11 protein-coding genes are annotated in these 18,061 nt (G+C 70.6%); 1 reads left to right on the top strand and 10 read right to left on the bottom strand.

Translation table 11 applies throughout. From position 1 onward, the window contains the following. Positions 1-45 precede the first annotated feature (45 nt). The 4 genes from tgmC to GXP74_RS08625 form a co-directional block, all read right to left on the bottom strand. Entirely contained in the window at positions 46-1,236 is a 1,191-nt protein-coding gene (gene tgmC, locus GXP74_RS08610) for an ATP-grasp peptide maturase system methyltransferase (protein WP_182450801.1), read from the bottom strand. Beyond that, positions 1,233-2,192 (bottom strand): ATP-grasp ribosomal peptide maturase, encoded by a 960-nt coding sequence (gene tgmB / locus GXP74_RS08615; RefSeq protein ID WP_370468403.1) that lies wholly within the window; start codon positions 2,190-2,192, stop codon positions 1,233-1,235. Before tgmB ends, tgmC begins: the two co-directional genes overlap by 4 nt. Before the next feature lie 5 nt (positions 2,193-2,197). Further along, positions 2,198-2,449 carry a putative ATP-grasp-modified RiPP gene (tgmA, locus tag GXP74_RS08620; protein WP_182450803.1) on the bottom strand — a complete coding sequence of 84 codons (252 nt, stop codon included), beginning with the start codon at positions 2,447-2,449 and terminating at the stop codon, positions 2,198-2,200. A 254-nt stretch (positions 2,450-2,703) separates the two neighbouring features. Next, positions 2,704-2,889 carry a hypothetical protein gene (locus GXP74_RS08625; protein WP_182450804.1) on the bottom strand — a complete coding sequence of 62 codons (186 nt, stop codon included), beginning with the start codon at positions 2,887-2,889 and terminating at the stop codon, positions 2,704-2,706. 407 nt (positions 2,890-3,296) lie between these two features. Here GXP74_RS08625 and GXP74_RS08630 point away from each other — a divergent pair, with 407 nt between their 5' ends. Next, positions 3,297-4,382, top strand: coding sequence for an XRE family transcriptional regulator (locus GXP74_RS08630; protein WP_182450805.1), 1,086 nt, complete (start codon positions 3,297-3,299; stop codon positions 4,380-4,382). A gap of 318 nt (positions 4,383-4,700) precedes the next feature. Here GXP74_RS08630 and GXP74_RS08635 read toward each other — a convergent pair whose 3' ends face one another. The 6 genes from GXP74_RS08635 to GXP74_RS08660 all read right to left on the bottom strand — a co-directional run bounded on the left by GXP74_RS08635 (position 4,701) and on the right by GXP74_RS08660 (position 18,052). Continuing rightward, positions 4,701-5,072, bottom strand: coding sequence for a hypothetical protein (locus GXP74_RS08635; RefSeq protein ID WP_225447793.1), 372 nt, complete (start codon positions 5,070-5,072; stop codon positions 4,701-4,703). A gap of 355 nt (positions 5,073-5,427) precedes the next feature. Further along, on the bottom strand, positions 5,428-9,012 hold the full coding sequence (locus tag GXP74_RS08640) for a TIR-like protein FxsC (RefSeq protein WP_182450806.1): 3,585 nt from the start codon (positions 9,010-9,012) through the stop codon (positions 5,428-5,430). After that, positions 9,009-10,061, bottom strand: a complete 1,053-nt coding sequence (locus GXP74_RS08645; RefSeq protein WP_182450807.1) for a MoxR family ATPase — start codon at positions 10,059-10,061, stop codon at positions 9,009-9,011. The genes GXP74_RS08640 and GXP74_RS08645 overlap by 4 nt, the downstream gene beginning before the upstream one ends. A gap of 3 nt (positions 10,062-10,064) precedes the next feature. After that, on the bottom strand, positions 10,065-12,167 hold the full coding sequence (locus GXP74_RS08650) for a trypsin-like peptidase domain-containing protein (protein WP_182450808.1): 2,103 nt from the start codon (positions 12,165-12,167) through the stop codon (positions 10,065-10,067). 13 nt (positions 12,168-12,180) lie between these two features. Continuing rightward, a complete protein-coding gene (locus GXP74_RS08655; protein WP_182450809.1) occupies positions 12,181-12,717 on the bottom strand; it encodes a CU044_2847 family protein in 537 nt (178 codons plus the stop codon). A gap of 613 nt (positions 12,718-13,330) precedes the next feature. Then, positions 13,331-18,052 carry a LamG-like jellyroll fold domain-containing protein gene (locus GXP74_RS08660; protein ID WP_182450810.1) on the bottom strand — a complete coding sequence of 1,574 codons (4,722 nt, stop codon included), beginning with the start codon at positions 18,050-18,052 and terminating at the stop codon, positions 13,331-13,333. Positions 18,053-18,061: the final 9 nt, after the last annotated feature.

The raw sequence follows: 18,061 nt of genomic DNA on the forward strand, positions 1-18,061 counted from the left end.
TGCGGAGGAAGCGGGCAGGGTCGGGCCGGTTCGGGTGCTGGTGTATCAGACCCGGTGGGTCCAGGCCGGGCCGTTGGGCCCGTCGGGCTTCTCGTTGCCGATCCAGTAGGTATGGCCCCGTTCGTCGACCGCGAGCCGAACGTGTTCGACGCCGGGTTGGCCGTTGGCCTGCCAGAGGGTCAAGGTCTCCTCGATCCGGTCCCACAGCGCCAGCGGGCCGCCCTGCCGGACGTTCCACTCTCCCTCAGCACTGGCCTCGGTCAGCTCGGCGAAGGACTCGCGGTCGACGTCGAACAGGTACGTACGGGACGAGCCGTTGTCGTCCAGCGAGCGAATCAGCTGGACGCCCGGGGCGGCAAGCTGGGCGAAGAACGCGGGCGTCCAGTCATGGAGGAGCTGCGGGGGCGTACGGGTGGTGCGCTCGCTGGTGGCGTAGGCGGCTCTGGCCGCCAGGTCGCCGGTGGGGTACTGGTCGACCTGGGAGCGGGCGGCCATGAACGAGGACCGGGCGACGATGCGTCCGTGCGCGGTGCCGTCTTCGCGGACGGTGAGCTTGGCCAGGCCCGTGCCGTAGGTCCAGGTGCCGACGGTGGCCAGGATGGTGCCGCCGGGCCGGGTCTGGCGGACCCAGCCGTAGGGGATGCGGCGGACCGCCATGGTGGCGATCACGCGATCGTAGGGAGCGAGGCGGGGGTAGCCGGTGAGGCCGTCGCCGTGGACGGTCCACGCGGAGTAGCCGCACGCTTCGAGGGCGGCGTCCGCACGGCGGGCGACATCGAGATCGACCTCGACGGTGGCCACGTTGTCGGCCCCCAGACGGTGGCACATCAGCGCGGACGAGTAGCCGGTGCCGGTGCCGAGCTCCAGCACGGTGTTGCCGTCGTCGAGGTCCAGGTGCTGGATCATGCCCAGGACAGTCTCGGGAAGCGTCGAGGACGACGTGGGGAACCCCGTCACGGGCTCGGAGGTCTGATCGGCGGTCAGATGCCCGTCCAGCTGGGTGACCAGCGACTGGTCGCTGTAGGCAATGGCCAGCCACTCCTGGGGATCCGTGCCGACCGCGGTCTTCGGGATCCACTGGTTGTCGTCGCCCGGGAGGAAGACGCCGGGGTGCAGGAACGCCTCACGCGGTACTTCCTCCACGGCCCGGCGCAAGGCGGGGTCGTTCAGCACGCCGGCCGCGGCGAGCCGGTCGGCGAGGTCTCGACGGGCTCCGGCGCTGTCGGCCAGGTTCATGATTGCTCTCCTCGTTCGAGCAGGTCGGCGAAGGCCGTGGCCACCGGCAGACCGGTCTCGGCTTCCAGCCAGCCCCACTGGCCGTTGCTGTTCAACTCCAGCCAGTGCAGGTTCTGCTGGCGGTCCAGGCACAGGTCGAAGCTCCCGCTGCACAGCCCGAAGTGGGCCAGGAACTCGATCAGAGCCCGTTGCATCCGGTTGGGCAGGTCGACGACCTTGTACGACAGCGCGTTGTAGTCCCGGCGCCAGTCCAGCAGGTCGGAGTCGATCCGGACGGTGAACACGCGCTGCCCGACCACGACGACCCGAAGATCGGCGGTCTTGTCGACGCGAGCCTGGAAGAGGTGCGGAGCGACGCGGACCGAGTCGTCGATCTCCTCGGCGGTCACCGGCTCGGTCCAGACGGACATCCCCACCTCGCCCTGCCGGTAAGGGGTCCAGCACAGCACCTTGTACACCGCCTCGCCCTGTTCGGTGAGGAAGGCCCGGACAGCGTCGGGGTCGTTCGACACCAGCGTCGGGGGCACCGTGAAGCCCATGCGCTGGGCCACCGCGAGCTGGGTGGGCTTGTGTTCGGCGGCGTGGTTGCGCAGCGGGTGGTTGACGAACAGGCACCCCGGAAGGCTGTAGAGGATGCCGCCCAGTCCGTGCCGGACCTGGCTCGAAGTGAATCGGGCGTCAGCCGTGGTCAGCTGGTCGAAGGTCGGCCAGCGTGGGCGGCGCCAGTACAGCGACCGGGCCTCGCCGATGTCCGCGGTCCGCGACGGGGTACGGATCTGTCCCGCCGGACAGCCCGGCGAGGACCCGAACCGTGCAGAGACCGTCAGGTCCTCGCCGATGTCCGCCGGATCGAAGCGGACGACGGGCACACCGCGGGTGTTGAGTTCGGCTATCACTGCGTCTGCGGTCGTGTCGTCCGCCTCGGTGGCCACGAGCACCGGCCTCTGCACGGTCACGGCCATCAGTCCTGGTCACTGTCCTGCTGGTAGTCCGGGTCGCTGCGGCTGTCCTGGTTGGTGCTGCCCGGCGTCTGCTTGTTGGTGCCCTTCAGCGTGCCGTGCTTCCCCATCTCAACGACCGTGCCCTCAGCGTCGCGGAAGACGCCGAGCTGATCGACCGTGTTCACCTCGACCGTGGTGAACGGCACCTCGTGGAGCACGGCGTACGAGCGCATTCGACGGAGCCCCCACGGGCGGACGAGCGTGTTCTGCATCTCACGTCTCCTCTGGGTTGGTGGTGCAGACGTTCAGCGACCGGATGTCCGGCGGACAAGGCCAGCCTGTCACCAGAGGAGGCGACGGTCCGGCCGTGCTGGACTCTCACGATCCCGCCACAGCCGGCCGCCTGGACGCTGGAGGACTGGTGCACGGTCGGCGTGAATCCTGATCGGCAGGGCTCAGCTGGCCCGGTACTCCTCATGCGGGGTCGCCCGCGCCCAGGCCGTGTCGAAGGCGTTCGAGCAAAGCTTCACCACGGTAGGCGCAGCACGGTCTCGTGCGGCGGTACCGGCCCGGTGCTCTGGACGTCGGCCATAGCCTCGCCGCCCAGCCGCCAGCCCTGAATCACGATGGTCTTGGACTCCTCGTCCACCCAGACCGTGGGCGACCGCCCGCCGGGCGACTGCTCGTCCTTACCGATGAACCGTAGTCCCACAACTACCTCCCGAGTCAAAGCCCTTGCTCGACCTTGCACGTCCTGGGCTTGCATCCAGTACAGGTGAGGCGAGGGTCTACGGCCAGGTCCTGGGTGTCGTCCCGCTGTCGTCCCGGTCTCCGACGGGGGCACTGACCGCAGGTCGTCCGCGGGCGTACGATCGGCCCCGGAGGGTGCGGCAGGTGGAGCTGACCACACATCCACTGGCGTATGCACGATCGCTGTACGGCTGGTCCCAGGAAGACCTCGCCCGCCTGATCCGCCAGGCCGCCGCTGCGCGGGGGCTGCGCTCGGGCACCGATCGGCGCCGGGTGTGGAAGTGGGAGCACAAAGTCGCCGTGCCGGGGACGGATTCACAGATTCTGATCGCAGATGCCCTCGGGATACCGGAGAGTCGGATACGCGAGGTGGAGTGGCCGTACTGGCTACCCGCCTACGAGGAACCACTGCCGTTCGAGTCCCGCTACACCCTGCAAGCACTGCGCGAGTCCCACGGAGCCACGATGGACCGACGATCGTTCACCCTGTTCACCGGACTCGCCCTGGTCGGCCTGGCCAACCAGTGGGCGGCGTTGGAACCCGGGCGCCTGTCCGGGGTACTGGACGGGAAATGGGTGGATGTCGAGCTGGTCAGCTGGCTGGAAGGCACAGCGGCGCACCTGATCAGCCTGCCGACCGAGCAGCGCCAGCACACCGCCGGTCTGCTGGACGCCCACCTGGACACTGTCACCAACCTGATCGAACACGGCCGCTACAACCAGACCGTCGGCATGCGCCTGCACCACCTAGCCGCCAGCGTGGCCGTTGCCTACGGCTGGTACGCCTTCGACCAGGAGCAGCACGCGGTAGCCGGTCGCCGGTGGGACGCGGCGCTGCGCAGCGCACACGCCGCCCGCGATCGGGACCTCGGTGCCGGCATCGTGGCGGACTTCGCCTACCAAGCACTGTGGCAGGACAACCCCCGCATCGCCGTAACACTCCTGGACAGCGCTCTCTCCGCGCCGCTCCATCCGGTCGCCCGATCACTGCTTCACCTGCGCAAGGCCCGTGCCCACGCTGCCCTCGGGGAGTCCAGGGCGACACACCGAGCCCTGGACGCCTCCGGCCGGGCATTGGCCGCTTCCGCCGCCGACCCAGCTCCGGAGTGGTGCGCCTGGATGTCTGCGGCCGACCTAGCGGTTGACGAGGGGGGCTGCCTCCTCGCACTGGGCCGCCCGCACGACGCCTACGACCGCATCACCGAGGGCATCAACCTGCTGCCGGTAGCCCGGGACAAGACGCGCGCTGTCTTCCTCACGTACCAGGCCAGGGGCCTGCTCGCCCAGCGTGATCCCGAAGCTGCGGTGGTGCTGCTCACCGAGTCGCACCAGATCGCCAGCCGCATTGGCGCGAGCCGCTGCCTGGAGCAGGTGCGCCAGGTCAGCGGGCAGTTGGACGCCTACCTCACTGCGCCGGGTGTCGCAGAGTTCCGCGAGCTCATCCGCGCTGCCTGACGGAGGCGGAAGGAGTGCTTGGCCGGTGGTCACGTCCAGCTCACCGGGCTGTCCGCCAGCTACCAGCGGCCAGACGCTCACGCACGCGGCCGTCCAGCGGTCGAAGTCCAGCGTCCTAGGCGATTCTCCTGCCGGCGTCCCCGACCCCTGTCGCTGGATCGTACGGCGACGGCTTCGGGCTTCCACGGGGCCGCCAACCCTATGCCTGACCAGCAAAGACGTAGCCCTCAAGCCCGGAAGGACAACAGCTTCTCAGCCTCAGCGGCTCGGTGGACGAGCTATTGCTCAATAAAGCGCCAAGGACTGTTCCGTAACCACTCAGGCGGACACCTCGGCTGAGACGAACAGGAAGTTCGGCAGGCAGACGTAACTGTCAATCGCCGGAGTAGCAGACCGGGCCGCTGCTGCTACGGCAGGGTCGAGCCCTGGCTCTGCGACCTCACGCAGGCGGCAGCCGAGGGAGGCGAGTTCGTTGAGGTATGCCGAGAGGGGGCGGTGGAAGTCAGATGCGATGGCTCCGACGATCTCGTACTCCTCCAGGTACCGCTGTACGCGGTATGCGCTGTGCTTCTGCCAGGTACTCAGCAGTTGCTCGAAGGCAGGGTGAACCAGAGCGAAGACGAACAGGCCGCCCGGGCGTACCGCATCCACGCAGGCTCGCATCGCGGGCTTCCAGTCGGGGATCGCCATCAGGACCATGCTGCCGCAGCAGGGTGGGATTGACCAGGTGCCGTTTGGCGAAGTCCCCGTCCTCCGCCGTCGTTTCCATCGCTTCGCGCGTGGTCGAGGTGTTCCACTGCTTGATGGCGGTCTCGTTCGCCCTGGAGGTCATTCGCGGGAGCGTAAGGTGTCGGGAGGCAACGTGCGACCGAAAATGAGCAAGGTGAGCGTCGCCTCCGAGCGTGGTCTCGATCCACTTGGCGAACCAGCAGCTCAGGACGAGACCCGGCAGAATGACTCCGATGCGAGCACATGCCTCGTGGGCGAGCAGTTCCCTAGGGGCCGCCGTTCCTCGTGGCCCGCGCCGCCGCTGTTCGGTTGTCGGTCATCGATTCTCCTCCGCCGGGTCCGCCATGGTGCTGCCAGGCTTCGCGCTGCCGGTCTCGGGGGTGCCGTGGTCGGTGCCGCTGCCTGGCGCGCCGCTGCCCCGGGGCGCGCCGCCGGTGAGCGCGTCCCGCAGGCTGGGCCGGGGGCGGCCCGGGGGCTCGGGCCGCTGCTCCCGGATCCGGTCCTCGAAGCCCCGCAGCGCCCGGAGCGCGGCAAGCGGGAGCTCCCGGTCGAAGGCCGCCAGCGTGGGCAGGCCGTCCTGGATCCGATTCTCGCCGCGCTTGCGGCGCAGGATCTGCCCGGCCAGCTCGCCGAGGCCGTCCTCGGCGTCGCGGCGGTCCGGGTCGTCCTCGGCCCAGGGTTCCAGCACGCTCACCCAGCCCGGGTTGAGCTCGTCGAACCGCTTCACCAGTGCCCGTCGCTCCGGGTCGAGCAGCGCCCAGCGGTCCAGCAGCAGCACCCCGGGCGCGCTGGGCCCCGGGCCCGCCCCACCGGGGCCGGAACCCGAGGGGGCGAGCAGCAACTCGGCCTCGTCCTCGAAGAGATGGACACTGGTGTGGAAGTTCAGCTTCCGCAGAACGCTCTGCGCGTGCTGCGCCAGCGACAGGTCGCTCTCGCGCCAGTACGGCTGCCAGTCCAAGGCGTTCGAGCCGTAGCTCAGGTCCGCCCGCCCCGGCGGCAACCGCCGGGTATCGCAGGCCAGCACGGATATCCGCATCTGCCGGGACGGCGGCGGCGCGGCGAAGGCGCTGACGCGGGAGAGGAGGTTCTCGGTGGTGCCGGTCTCGATCTCCACCGACTCGGCCACGTCCACGATGCGCTGCGCCAGCCGGTGCACCACGAGTTCGTAGGACTCCCGGAAGTAGCCGAGTTTACTGAGCGCGAGCGTTCCCTCGTTGCGGTAGTCCGTGCCGAGGCTGGGGTGGAGGAACTGGATGCGGGCGGCGACCTCGGGCAGGTTCTCTCGGGGAACCCGCACCCACAACACCGGGACGATTCCCGACGGGTCGTTGTCGGCCCCGCTACGCACCACCGGGCGGCTGGCGAAGCACGACCACTCCTGCCCGCAGGTTTCGCTTCGGAAGTAACGCGGCGAGTAGAGCGGCACGAACACCCGGCAGTTGGCCAGCGCCTCGGAGACCCGCTCGGCCCAGCCCTCGCCCAGGTGCATGCCCCGGTCCATGAAACCCACCGGGACGCCCTCGGTATGGGGCGCGATCTCCGTGATCGCCTCACAGAGGTCGTCGTAGAGCCGGTACACCCAGAGGTTCGGATCGTGTCCCGACGATCCCGTCCCGGGAGTGTGCGCATAGCTCAGGAAGAAGTACGGCCGCGCGGCCTCCCGCTCCTCGACGGTGGTTCCGGCCCGGTGGCGGTCCCGGTCCTCCCGCAGGGCGGCCAGGCTGCGGCCGTACGCGGCCGAGGCGTCGGCGGCGTTCACCGCGTCGGCGGCGTCGCGCAGCGCGGTGAGCAGGGCGGCGGTGCTGTCCCCCGTCCGGGACAGGGCCTCCCTGATCCGGGTGAGCTGGTACCGGGCGTCCGCGCGCGGGGCGGGCGGGCAGAGAGCGTCGATCAGCCAGTCGAGCGGGTAGAGGCCCGGGATCTGGTTCAGCTCGGCAGCGAGGCTGATCGCCTCGGCGAACCTGCCCGGAGCCGCCTGCGGCTCGCGGCCGGTGAGCCGTTCCACCAGCTCCTGGAGCAGCCGCTGCTCCTGCGAGGTCGGCCGCGCGCCGGAACCCGGGTTCAGCCGCTGGCCCGCGAGCACCTGCTTGACCAGGGACGCGGTCTCGGTCAGCGCTCCGGTGTCGACCAGCAGGGCGGCGAGGCGCAGCTCCAGGGCCGCGACGTCCGGGTGCCGCGCACCCGACCCGGCCCGTTCCACCGCCAGCCGCTCCGTCAACCGGTCGAGCTGTGACCGGGTGCGGTCGGTCTCTGGCCGAGCGGATTCGAGCGCGGCCGGTTCCGCCGGGGGCCGGGTCGAGGCCGGGTTCGGGGTCGGGGCCGACGCCGGGGTCGGCGGCAGGATGCCGAGGTAGCGCAGGAACGGGCCGCCGACCTCGGCCAAGGTGTTTCCGACGTCGGGTATCCGGCCACTGCCGTGCGGGTCGGCGAGGATCGCGCTCAGCGACGCGGTCCGGGCTGTGGGCCGCTCCAGGTAGGCGGACACGACGCGGACCGTGTTCAGCGCGTCGCCGGTGTCGACCGCCGACATCAGCAGATCGGCGACGCCCGGGTGCAGCGCGTAGACGGCGTCGGCCGGGGCGGCGCGCGGGGAGGTCGCCCGGAGCAGGCCGCCGAGGAAGACCTCGGCCAGGTAGCCGGGGTGGCTCCCGGGCAGTACCGCCTCCTGCACCACCCGCATCACCGGCAGGGTGAGCGGTCGCACGGTGGAGAGGTGCGCGGCGAGCCGGAAGGCCTGCGGGGAGGCGGCGGTTCGGAAGGCCGCGAGTCGCTCCGGCGCGGACGGCGGTCCGGTGGCGCCCCCGGTGGCGGCGGCCCCGTGGGCGGCCTCGACGGCCGGGACCGGGACAGGCGGTCGGGCGTCGATGACCGGCAGGGTGACCGTGCCGCCGGTGGCGGCCAGCACCGCCCAGTCCCGCAGCTGACCGGGGGACAGCTCGATCAGCGGCACCGGCAGTCCGGGGAGCATCGCGACCACGTCCGGCAGCAGCGGATCGCTGCTGCCCAGAAGCCGGTTGGCGGCTCCGCCCAGCGGCGCGGTGAGAGCCAGCCGGGTCGGCTGGAGCGCGGTGCCGGACCACAGCGTCGGCGGCAGTGGCTGGAGGACCGCCACCGTGCTGTGGGCGCACTGCTGCTCCAGGAACGCCCGCATCACCCCCGACCGCCAGCCCGCGCCGACCCCGTCCGAGAACATCAGCACGGTGGAGGAGTGCCGGGGACCGCCGCGGCGCGGCAGCGCCCCCCGCCGCGTCCCGAACGGCCGGGTGTGCACCACCGCCCGCTCGGCCCGGTCGCTGTCCAGGCCGATGGCGATCACCCGGCGGAACGCCCCCAGGTTCCGCAGCAGCCGTTGCAACTCGGCGGCCATGTCCTGCCACAGCCGCATCGAGGTGCCGTCGTCGACGACCAGCAGCAGGTCCCTGGACCGCAGCGCCTCGGACCGGTGGACCAGCTGGAGCAGCGAGGTCTCGGCGATCAGGTTGGCGGTGGCGGTCTCGTCCAGGTGCGGGGTCCAGCTCGGGCGGCGGTAGCGGCGCAGCGGTCGCAGCGCCCGCCGGAGCTGGAGCGGGTCGCTGATCGGCAGCCGCCCGGGAACCCGGACCGGACGCCCGGGACTGGACGTGCCGGGGAGCCGCGCCGGAGCGTGCAGCCGCTCGCGCGGGTTCGCCGCCGGTTTCGCCGGATCCTGGAGCTGGCTGCCGGGCTCGGCCGCCGCCGGTCCCTCGGCCGGGACGAGCGGGTCGGCGGCCGGGTCCGCGCCGTTGGCCCAACGCCGGACCGTGCCGCCGTCGTCCCTGGCCATGGCCCGGGCCAGCCAGAGGATGTCCAGCAATTCCTCGTGCGAGGGGTCGACGTCCTGTCGGCGCAGCGCCGCGCGCACCCGGTCGATGCCGGACGTCACGGCCGGGCCGGGTCGTCCAGCGGTCGCAGGACCGCCTCCCGCAGCACCTCGGGCTCCAAACCGACCTGGTTCAGCCGCAGATGGACCGCGCTGAGCAGCTGGTCGGTGGCGAGCTCCTGCTGCTCCTGGTCGCGCAGCCGCAGGAACTGGTCGAGCAGTTCGCGGGTGTCCGGGTCCTCGGCGGCCTCCGGGCCGAGGTGGGCCTCGATGATCCGCAGCAGCCGGGTGTCGTCCGGCGGGTTCAGTTCCAGCCGCACGCAGCGGCGCAGGAAGGCCGGGGGGAAGTCGGTCTCGCCGTTGCTGGTGATCACCACGACCGGGAACTGCGAGCAGCGGACCTGCCCCTCGCGTACCGGGACGGTGGCCCTGGTCCCGGACAGGTGGACGTCCACCGGGGTCTCCTGGTCCCGCAGCCGGGCCAGCTCCGGAATCTCGAAGCCGCCCTCCTCGAACACCACCAGGAGGTCGTTGGCGAGGTCCGGGTCACTCTTGTCCATCTCGTCGATCAGCAGCAGCCGGGGATGCCCCGGGCTGCTGTCCGCCAGCGCCGTGCCCAGCGGGCCGAGCTTGATGTACTCGCCGATGTCCGGCGGGGTGCTGCGGTACTGGCTGTCCCGCAACCGGGCGATGGCGTCGTACCGGTACAGCCCGTCGACGTGGGTGGTGCGGCTGTTCACCGGCCAGCGGAGTACCGTGCCGAGGCCCAGCTCCTGGGCGATGGCGCTGGCCAGGGTGGACTTGCCGGTGCCGGGACGGCCGGTGACCAGGAGCGGCCGGTGCAGGTGCAGCGCCGCGTTGACCACGTCGGCCTCGCGCTCCTCGACGTAGTAGTCGGCCACCCGCACCGCGCCCGCCGCGCCCGCGACGGTCGTCTCCGGGCCGCCGTCCGGGCCGCCGAACCGCCGCCAGGGCGGGGCGGGCGGCCAGGCCACCGGCTCGGTCCGGACGCTGCCGTCGCCGTGGAAGATCCGCCACGTGGCCCCGCCGGTCCGCGGGGCAGGGGTCGGCGGGTTAGTCGGCGGGTTACTGGCCGGGGATCCGCTGGTCACGGGTCAGTCCTCCTGGGTCGGGTACAGGGTCGGGTACAGGGGCGGGGTCAGGTCGGGGTCGGGGAAGGTCCAGTCGGGGTCCTCCCAGATCAGGGCCAGGTGATGACCCACGAGTTCGGCGCCGCCGGTCCGGGGCGACGCCTCGATCCGCCGCCGTCGGACCCGCTGCGGCAGCTCCCTGACACCACCGCCGGAGACCAGGCCCCGCAGCGATCCGTCGGCGTCGGCGCAGTCCGGTCGGCGGAGCCAGAGCACCGCCGGAATGCCCTCGCAGGCCGCCAAGGAGGCCAGATTCAGCGCCGTCTTCCGGTCCGCCCGGATCGCCACGCAACCGACGTCCTCGGCCAGCATCAGCTGCTTGTACAGCGCGCGGCCATCGACCGGCCCGTCCTGGACGTCGACCACCACCGGCTCGGTCCGGCCGAGCTGCCGCCAGCGCCGGGTCACCGCATGCCTGCGCCATTGCCGGGGCCTCCGCAGCAGCACCTGGTACTTCGTGCCCAGCTCGCGGGCGACACCGTGGTAGGAGGCGAGCTCCCACCACTCCAGCTCAAGGTCCAACTGCGTCGGCTCGACCAGGAACTCCACCACCAGGCCGTGGTCATGGAGCGCCGACTCGGCCTCGATGATCCGGGACAGCGACCGGGCGATCTCGTCCAGGCCGCGCGGGGTGTGCTCGCGCAGGGCGACCCGGGTCACCCCGTCGCCGTCGCGGACCGCGATCGCGCAGCGGTAGCCCTCGTTCGCCCGCAGCAGCTCGACCTGTACCCGGACCAGCCGCACGGCCGCACTGGCCGCCGCGTCCCAGGCCTGCTGTGCGTCCGTGCGCAGCGCCTCCACCTGCGATTCCACCGCCAGCCTGGTGGCCACTCTGGCCGACCACATCCACAGCAGCGTGCGCAGCCGCGGGTCGGAGGTCCGCGCCGCGGCGTGCTCGGCCAGCCCGATCACCGCCGGGAGCTGGTGCGGGCCGCGTGAGTACGGCTCGACGTAGCCCACCGCGTCCGCCGGGCCGGTGAGCGTGAAGTCGGGCTCCGGGCCGTAGGGGAGGGCCAACCGGACCAGCTCCAGCGGCGTGGGCAGCCGCGGCCCGGCGGAGTCGAGCCGGGACAGCAGCTCGTGGTACTCGCTCACGGTCAGCACCAGCCGGGGGTGGAGCCGTCGGGTCTCGGCCCGCACCAGCTGCCGCTGTTCCGGCGAACCCGCGTAGCGGTCGGCGGCGGCCAGCAGGGTGACCGCCCCGCGCTCGTCCCACTGAGCGGCGGCGGCGAACAGCGCCTCCGGCGCCACCGGGGTCGGGATCGGCTGCCGCAGGGTCAGCTCCTTGCTCAACCAGGCCGCGCATTGCCCGAGTCCGCTCAGGTCGTCCAAACTCCGTAACACCAGTTCGCGTAGCTCGGGCTCGATCGGCAGGTCCTCGGGCAGGACGGGCAGCAGGTGCCCGAGGTGCCGCCAGACCTGCCGGGTCGGGATGGCGAAGCCGTCGCCGCCCTGCGCCCCGACGAGCAGCCCGAGGACCTGCTGCCGCTGCGGGTGCCAGAGCGGGGAACCACTGATGCCGGGGACGAAGCCGATCGTGGAACCGGCGCTGGACATGGAGATCCAGGTCGGTGCCACGGCCCGGACCCGGGCCTCGACCGGACGGATGTGGTCCCGTCCGTACCAGGCGAGCACGGCGTCCCCGCGCCGGGCATGCCCCCAGGCAGCCGGGGTCGGCGGCGGGTTGCCCGGCAGCGGGTCGGCGGGTTCCAGGCGCAGCAGGGCGAGGTCCCCCTCCCACTCGCCGCGCGGGTCGGCCGACATCGGCCCGCCGTCCGGGCGTTCGGCCGGTACCCACTCCAGCAGCCGGGCGCCGCAGCCGCGCCGCGCGCCGCCCGCCGTGGCCGGGAGCAGCAACAGGTCCGGCAGCACCGCGCCGGGCGGCACCGGCGGCGGGATGCTGAACCTGGGCAGGCCGAGGGCCTGGTTGACCACATGGGCGCAGGTGACGACGAGGCCCCCGGGCAGGGCCAGGCCGCCGCCGATCGCGTCTGTCACCCCGGCCCGGTAGACCGCTATCCGGGAGTCGCGTACCGGGGCGTCCGTCTCGGAGTCGTCCGTCAGCATGGCCGGTGGTCCGTCAGTCCCCGGCGGCGGGATGTTCGGTCGGCCGGGGTGCGGCCGTGCCGGGCGCGGCGGCCGGGACGGCGACTTCCGCTGATGCCGGGGCCGGGGACGGGGCCGGGGGCCGGGTGGGGGCCGAGGCCGGGGTCGGGGCCGAGGCCGGGGTCGCCTCGGGGGGTCGGCTGATCCGCCAGGTGGCGGCGATGGTCAGGCTGGCCTCCCCCTGGCCTCCGACGATGCCCAGTTGGAGGTTGTTGGCCAGCTTCACGCCGAGGGTGACGGTCACCTCGTCCGGAGCGTGCGGGATGTGCAGGACGGTGCGGTGGACCGCTTCCAGCGTGGGGACGAGCGGTCGCAGCACGTCCTCCAGGGAGCGTCCGGCCCGGGTGATCACCTCGGAGGTGCGCCCGACCGGGGTCAGCGGGGCCACCGCTGCCGGGAACGACTCCTCGGGGGAGCCGCTGCCGGTGTCATCCAGTCCGCTGGGCGCGGCGAAGACCTCCATCAGCACGCTGGTCCGGTCGTCGAAGCTGAACTCAACGAATTCCCCCATGGTCTGCACTATGCCAGCAAACCCCGGTGCGGCGAAGGGCCGTTGGCAATGTCGGTGCCGGGTGGGCGGAGGCCAAGAGCGATCATGACCGCCCGCCCACCGCCACCAGCCCACCACTGCCGCCCGCTACGCCGCACTCCTGGGCCTGAGCACCACCGCCGTCACCCCCGAAACCGCGCTGACCAAGCCGCTCGGGCTGCGCACGGTCGCCGCCTCGGTCACCACGCCCCGCCGGGCACCCCTACTGTCTCCGCCGGCGACTTGGAGACGTACGCCGCTGCCGCCGCCGAGCGCACCGGCGACCCCGCGACCGGTGCGAGCGACACCGAACGCGAACTCCTGCGCCTTTTGGGCAGCGGCTTGACCGATGAGACTGCAGCCCAGTGTCTGGGTACCTCCAGTCGAACCGCCGCCGGTAGATGGCCGCCATCATGGAGCGCCTGACCGCGGGGAGCCGCTTCGAGGCCGGTATCAAGGCCGCCCAGCGCAGCTGGCTCCGACGGCCGGCTGTTGTGGACATAGCCGACGCGCATTGCGGTCGGCGGCGACCCCCTGGACGTGCTGCGGGGCTGGCTCGTATTGCGTCAGCCCCGCAGGCGTGATGCGTTGGATCTCAGTCGAAGTAGCCGCTGCAGTCGAGGACGAAGTCCACGGTGCCGCTGCTGTGGTTGTAGATGCTGATCTTGCCGTTGGCGTCGGTGGGGGTGAGGGTGAGGTTCGCCCGAGTGGAACCGGGGGCCCAGTTGACGTTGGCTGTGACGGGCAAGCCCGCTGCGGTCGGATACACGGTGCTGTTGCCGCTGTCACCGGAGGCGTCGGTGACGGTGAGGGTTGCGGCGAGGGTTGGGACGGTGGCTGTGGTGATGAGTTGGGTGTCGGCTGCGGTCAGGGTGTAGGTGCCGAAGGCGGCCACGCTGCCTTGTGTGCCGCCGATGCCGCTGCGTGTGTCGACCAGGCGCGTGGGGTTGACAGTGTGGTACTTCTGGCTGCTTGTTCCGGTGGTGAAGTAGCCGGCGATGTCGGCGATGACGGCGGCGGCACCGTGGACGCTGATGGTTATGCTGCCGTTTGCGCCGATCGGAACATCGGCTGCCATGGAGGTGGATGCACTGCTGGTGTCGAAGCTCAGGCTGGTGTACCCGGTGGTCGGTGTCGCACCGGTGGCGTAGGCCTCAAGGAAGCCGGTGCCGGATTGGTTGACGGCGGTGAGGTCGACGGCCACGGCAGAAGCGTTGGCTGGGATGCCGTCGTTGCCGCCAACAGCCAGCGTGAAGCTGGTTCCGTCGGCCACGACGCCGCTGGTGCTGTTGTACTGACTGCTGGTCAGGTTGGTGTAGTTGGTGCTTGTCCTGGTGTCCAGGAGCCGGGTCGCGCTGGGCAGGGGACTGTAGGTCTGGTCGCCGATCAGGGTGCTGTCGCTGGTGTAGTAGCCGGTGACGTCTACGATCAGGGCAGTGGTGAATCCGCTGCTGCCCAGGGTCAGGTCGATCCGGCCGTCACTGCCGACGGGGACGATTTGGTAGCTGGTGACGGTGTCATTTGCGGAGAAGTCGGTGGACGACGTCTGGGGCTGCTCTGTTCCGTCGGCATAAGCGGAGAGGTAGGCGGCTCCGGTCTCACCGGTGGCGGTGAGATCGACGGCCACTGCGGTGATGCTGGAGGGGATAGCGTCGGGGGCGCCGCTGGTCGCCGGGGTGACGGGATCGTCGGCGATCTGCAGGATTGTGGTGGTGCCCCCCTGGACGGTGCTGGCGCCGACCGCGACGGCGGACGACGCGGTGGTACCCGCGTAGGCGATCATGGTGCCGTGGGCGCGAGTGTCGAGGATGCGAGTTGGCGTGACGGCCTGGTGGTAGCTGGCAAGCCCGGAGACCTGGGTGGGTGGCACCGCTGTTCCAGCCAGTGTCTGGACATCGGCGACGCGGCCCGAGAAGTAGTCCTGGTGCTTGCCGGCACGGAAGTCGTCACCGATGCGGAAGGGACCGGTGGCCCCGCTGGAGAGCGCGGCGTGCCTGCCGGAGGCGACGAAGACATTGTCGACGTAGAGGTTCATGACGCCGGAGCCTTGGTTGTACGTAGCGGTCAGGTGAGCCCAGGTGTTGAGCTGTGCGGTGCCGCCGGTGATGGTGTCGAGAGTCCAGGCGGTGCCTGCGCCGGTGTTGAGGCTGAAGGACCAGGTGCCGTTCTGGACGGCCACACTGAGCCCCGAGTCGGCGTTGCCGTCCTGGGTCAGGACGGCAGCGCTGTAGGCGGCGGGGTCGACCCAGGCGGAGACGGTGAAGCTATTGGTGAGGTCGACGGCGTTGGCGGTCGTGGACAGGTCGCCGGTGCCACCAGTCGTGGGAGTGACGCCGTCGTTGTCGGTGTTGAGGAGGACGTCCGGGCTGAACGTGTCGCCCTTGTTCCAGACAGCGCCGGCGGCCCCAGTGAGCGGCAGCGTGCCGAAGCTGTCGGCAGTGCTGGTGATCGGAGTGCCGGAGATGTTGGCACCGATGTCCTCGAAGCTCCAAGCGTGGTCTGCGGACGGGGGCTTGCTGCCGCCGGAGGTGGGCACCGGCATGCTGGCACTCAGGGTGGACGGCATATAGCTGCTGGTGACACCGGACATGGTGTCGGTGGCCCACAGGTCGGGGACACCGGAGCCGGTCATGTCCGCTGCCCGCAGCACGATGGGGTCGGCCGCATCCTTGTTCCAGAAGGTGCTGACACCGTCGGTGATGGTGTATTGGCCGGTGGTCGTCAGGGTGGTGCCGGTGTTGTCGACGGCCAGCCCGGTCCACAGGTCCAGGGCTCCGGTCCCACGGTTCCACAGGTACATGGCCGTCCCGCTGGAGAGTTGCGCCGTCGCCAGTGTCCAGTTGTTCCAACTGGTTCCGTCGGGGCTGCGCAGACCAGTAAGCACATCACAGGTGCCGACGCAGCTGAACGGATTGCTGTAGCCGTTCGAGGTGGTGGAGTAGTAGAGGTAGAGGTTCCCGTCCGGGCCGGTGGCGAGGAGGTCTGGCAAGCCCGTGTCCTCGCCGCTGGTGTTCCCTGCGGTGACGACGTCAGTGACATTGTCATTGTTGTCGTCGATCAGTGCTCCCGGCAGGATGACACTGGGCGCGGTGTCGCTGTTGAGATTGGCTCCGTGCAGCGGGCCGGCGCTGCCGTCGTTGCAGGCGACATCACCGCCTCCGGCGTTGGCGCCAGTGGGGAAGTACGCGAAGACGTCCTGTGCCCCGTTGCCGCAGAAGTCGCCGGTGATGGCCTGCGCGCCGTCCCAGTCGGTTGGCTTGCCCTGGTAGTCGGTCCCCAGCCCGGTGACCCCGATATTGACCGGGTGGGTGCTGATGCCGCCGTTGCCGGTACCGGCGGCCATCCACAGGCCGTGACCGAACTCGGTACCAGTGCCGCCGGGGACGATCAGGTCGGGCACGCCGTCCAGGTTGAGGTCACCGTCGTTGGCCGGTGGGTTCAGCCCGGCGCCGTCGAACCACACTGTGGTCGCGGAGCCGATGTTGCCTCCGGCGGACAGTGCGCTGACGGTCAGCGTGTTGACCAGATTGGTCAGTGGAACGGTGATACTGGCTGAACCAGTTGCCGGCAATTGGATAGGAGCCGCCTGGTTGGTCTGGTACAGGTAGCCGGAGATCGGGGTGCTGGTTCCACCGGTGGTGAGGGGGGAGAGGGTGAAGCCGCAGGTGCTACCTATTGGCTCGATACTGCCGACGGTGCCGTCAAGGGTGAGGCAGCTCTTGGCACCGGGGGGAGGGGAGGCATTGGTCTTGACGATGGGTGCGCCAGGCCGGGTCGGATCCCACTTGAAGGTGCAGGCAGTTGCGGTCCAGCCGGAGGTCAGAGTGGTGTCTGTGCTTTCGGCGATGAAGGAGAAACTGGTCGCTACGCCACCGGCCTGCTTCGAGAAGAAGGACTCGGACAGGGTGAGCACGGCCTGCTGTCCCGATGCTCCGGTCCAAGTGTCTGAGGAGATGCCGTTGGCACTGGTCAGCAGGTTGTTCTTGGCACTGTCGGAGGACTTGTAGAGGTTGAAGGTTGTCGTCAGTGAGCTCCTGGTGGGAGTGGACTGGGTGGCGTAGAGGGTGACGCTCGTGTCGCCCAAGACGCTGCCGGCGCAGCTGCTGGCAGGTATCGTCTTCAGACCGCTGGGAGCGTTCGGGTGCTTGTCGAAGGTGATGACGAGTTCTGCGCTGGTGGGGTCGAACTTCTTGAAGGCGTAATTGTCGCTGTGGTCGTCAGCGCGCAGCGCAAGGGTCTGTGTGTGGGTGCTGTTGGCGATGTCGTTGGTGATGTCAGTGGTCAGGGCGCTGCTGCTGAAGGCGGGAGTGGCTCCGGCCGGGCAACTGGAGTTGTAGCCCAGGGCGAAGGAGTCGGAGGCGACGGTGCTGCCCAGACTGCCGGACCAGGCGTTCCAGTTGGCGTTGGAGGACGTCAGGACCTGTGCGGGGGCGTAGAGGTCGACTGCCTGGTCGTGACCGGACGTGGGGCAGGCCCAGGAGTAAGTTTCGGTGATCCCGAACGAGACGCCGTAGATCTTCGCGCCGTGCAGGGCCGAGTAGGGGACTGAGAAGTCGAACAGGCTCATCGCCTCGTCCTGGACGGAGCTGCTGTTGCCGACCTCGGACAGCAGCGGGGTGTCGACGGAGTCGACGGTGCTGTTCCAGTAGTTCTCGGAGGGGACGCCCGAGCCGGGGCTGGACCAGCCGCTGATGCCGTAGGTGGGCGAGTACGTCGGGTCGACGTAAACGGGGTAGACCGTGCCGGGGGCGTTGAGCAGCGCTGTCGGAGCAGCCAGGTCGATCGCGCCAGTTTCGGCGGAGGTGGCGTGAGTGGTGGCGGCCAGGGTGGCGATGTGGGCGCCGTGGGCGGGTGCGTCAGCGCTGGAGTCCGACGGAGCAAGGGCGGCGTTGCGGGTGTGGGTGGTGGCGCCCCCAGGCAACGCCGTAGCCGTGGAGTCCCAGGCGTGCGGCGCGGGTGCGGTGTAGAGGGGGTGGCCGTGGGCGTCGGCGACAGACAGGTCACCGGTCCGGTCGGTTGCCAGGCGCAGTCCGCGGGTGGTGGTGACGGTGGCGTCCAGCAGCCCCGGAAGGTGGGGGTTGTGAGCTGCCACGCGGGTGCGGACGGTGAAGACGTCGCTGACGGCGCCGTCGGCGAGGACAGTTAGGGTCAGGTCCACGCCGGGCAGGACATCGGCGTAGCGGGCGCTGGCGCCTGACAGGGTGGGCCGTGGCAGGGTGACCGGCAGACGAAGACTGAAACCCTGGCCGCCGGTGTACATCTCGGCGACCGGTCCGCGACCGCCACCGGACAACACGACCGTGTCAGTGGTTGCCACCGGCGATAC

The organism is Streptacidiphilus sp. P02-A3a, assembly GCF_014084105.1.
Taxonomy (GTDB): Bacteria; Actinomycetota; Actinomycetes; order Streptomycetales; family Streptomycetaceae; genus Streptacidiphilus.

What these genes read in the sequence shown, in the direction of transcription:
- tgmC (WP_182450801.1), bottom strand. Translation starts at nt 1,236, where the DNA reads ATGAACCTGGCCGACAGCGCCGGAGCCCGTCGAGACCTCGCCGACCGG.
- tgmA (WP_182450803.1), bottom strand. Translation starts at nt 2,449, where the DNA reads ATGCAGAACACGCTCGTCCGCCCGTGGGGGCTCCGTCGAATGCGCTCG.
- GXP74_RS08635 (WP_225447793.1), bottom strand. Translation starts at nt 5,072, where the DNA reads ATGGCGATCCCCGACTGGAAGCCCGCGATGCGAGCCTGCGTGGATGCG.
- GXP74_RS08650 (WP_182450808.1), bottom strand. Translation starts at nt 12,167, where the DNA reads ATGCTGACGGACGACTCCGAGACGGACGCCCCGGTACGCGACTCCCGG.
- GXP74_RS08655 (WP_182450809.1), bottom strand. Translation starts at nt 12,717, where the DNA reads ATGGGGGAATTCGTTGAGTTCAGCTTCGACGACCGGACCAGCGTGCTG.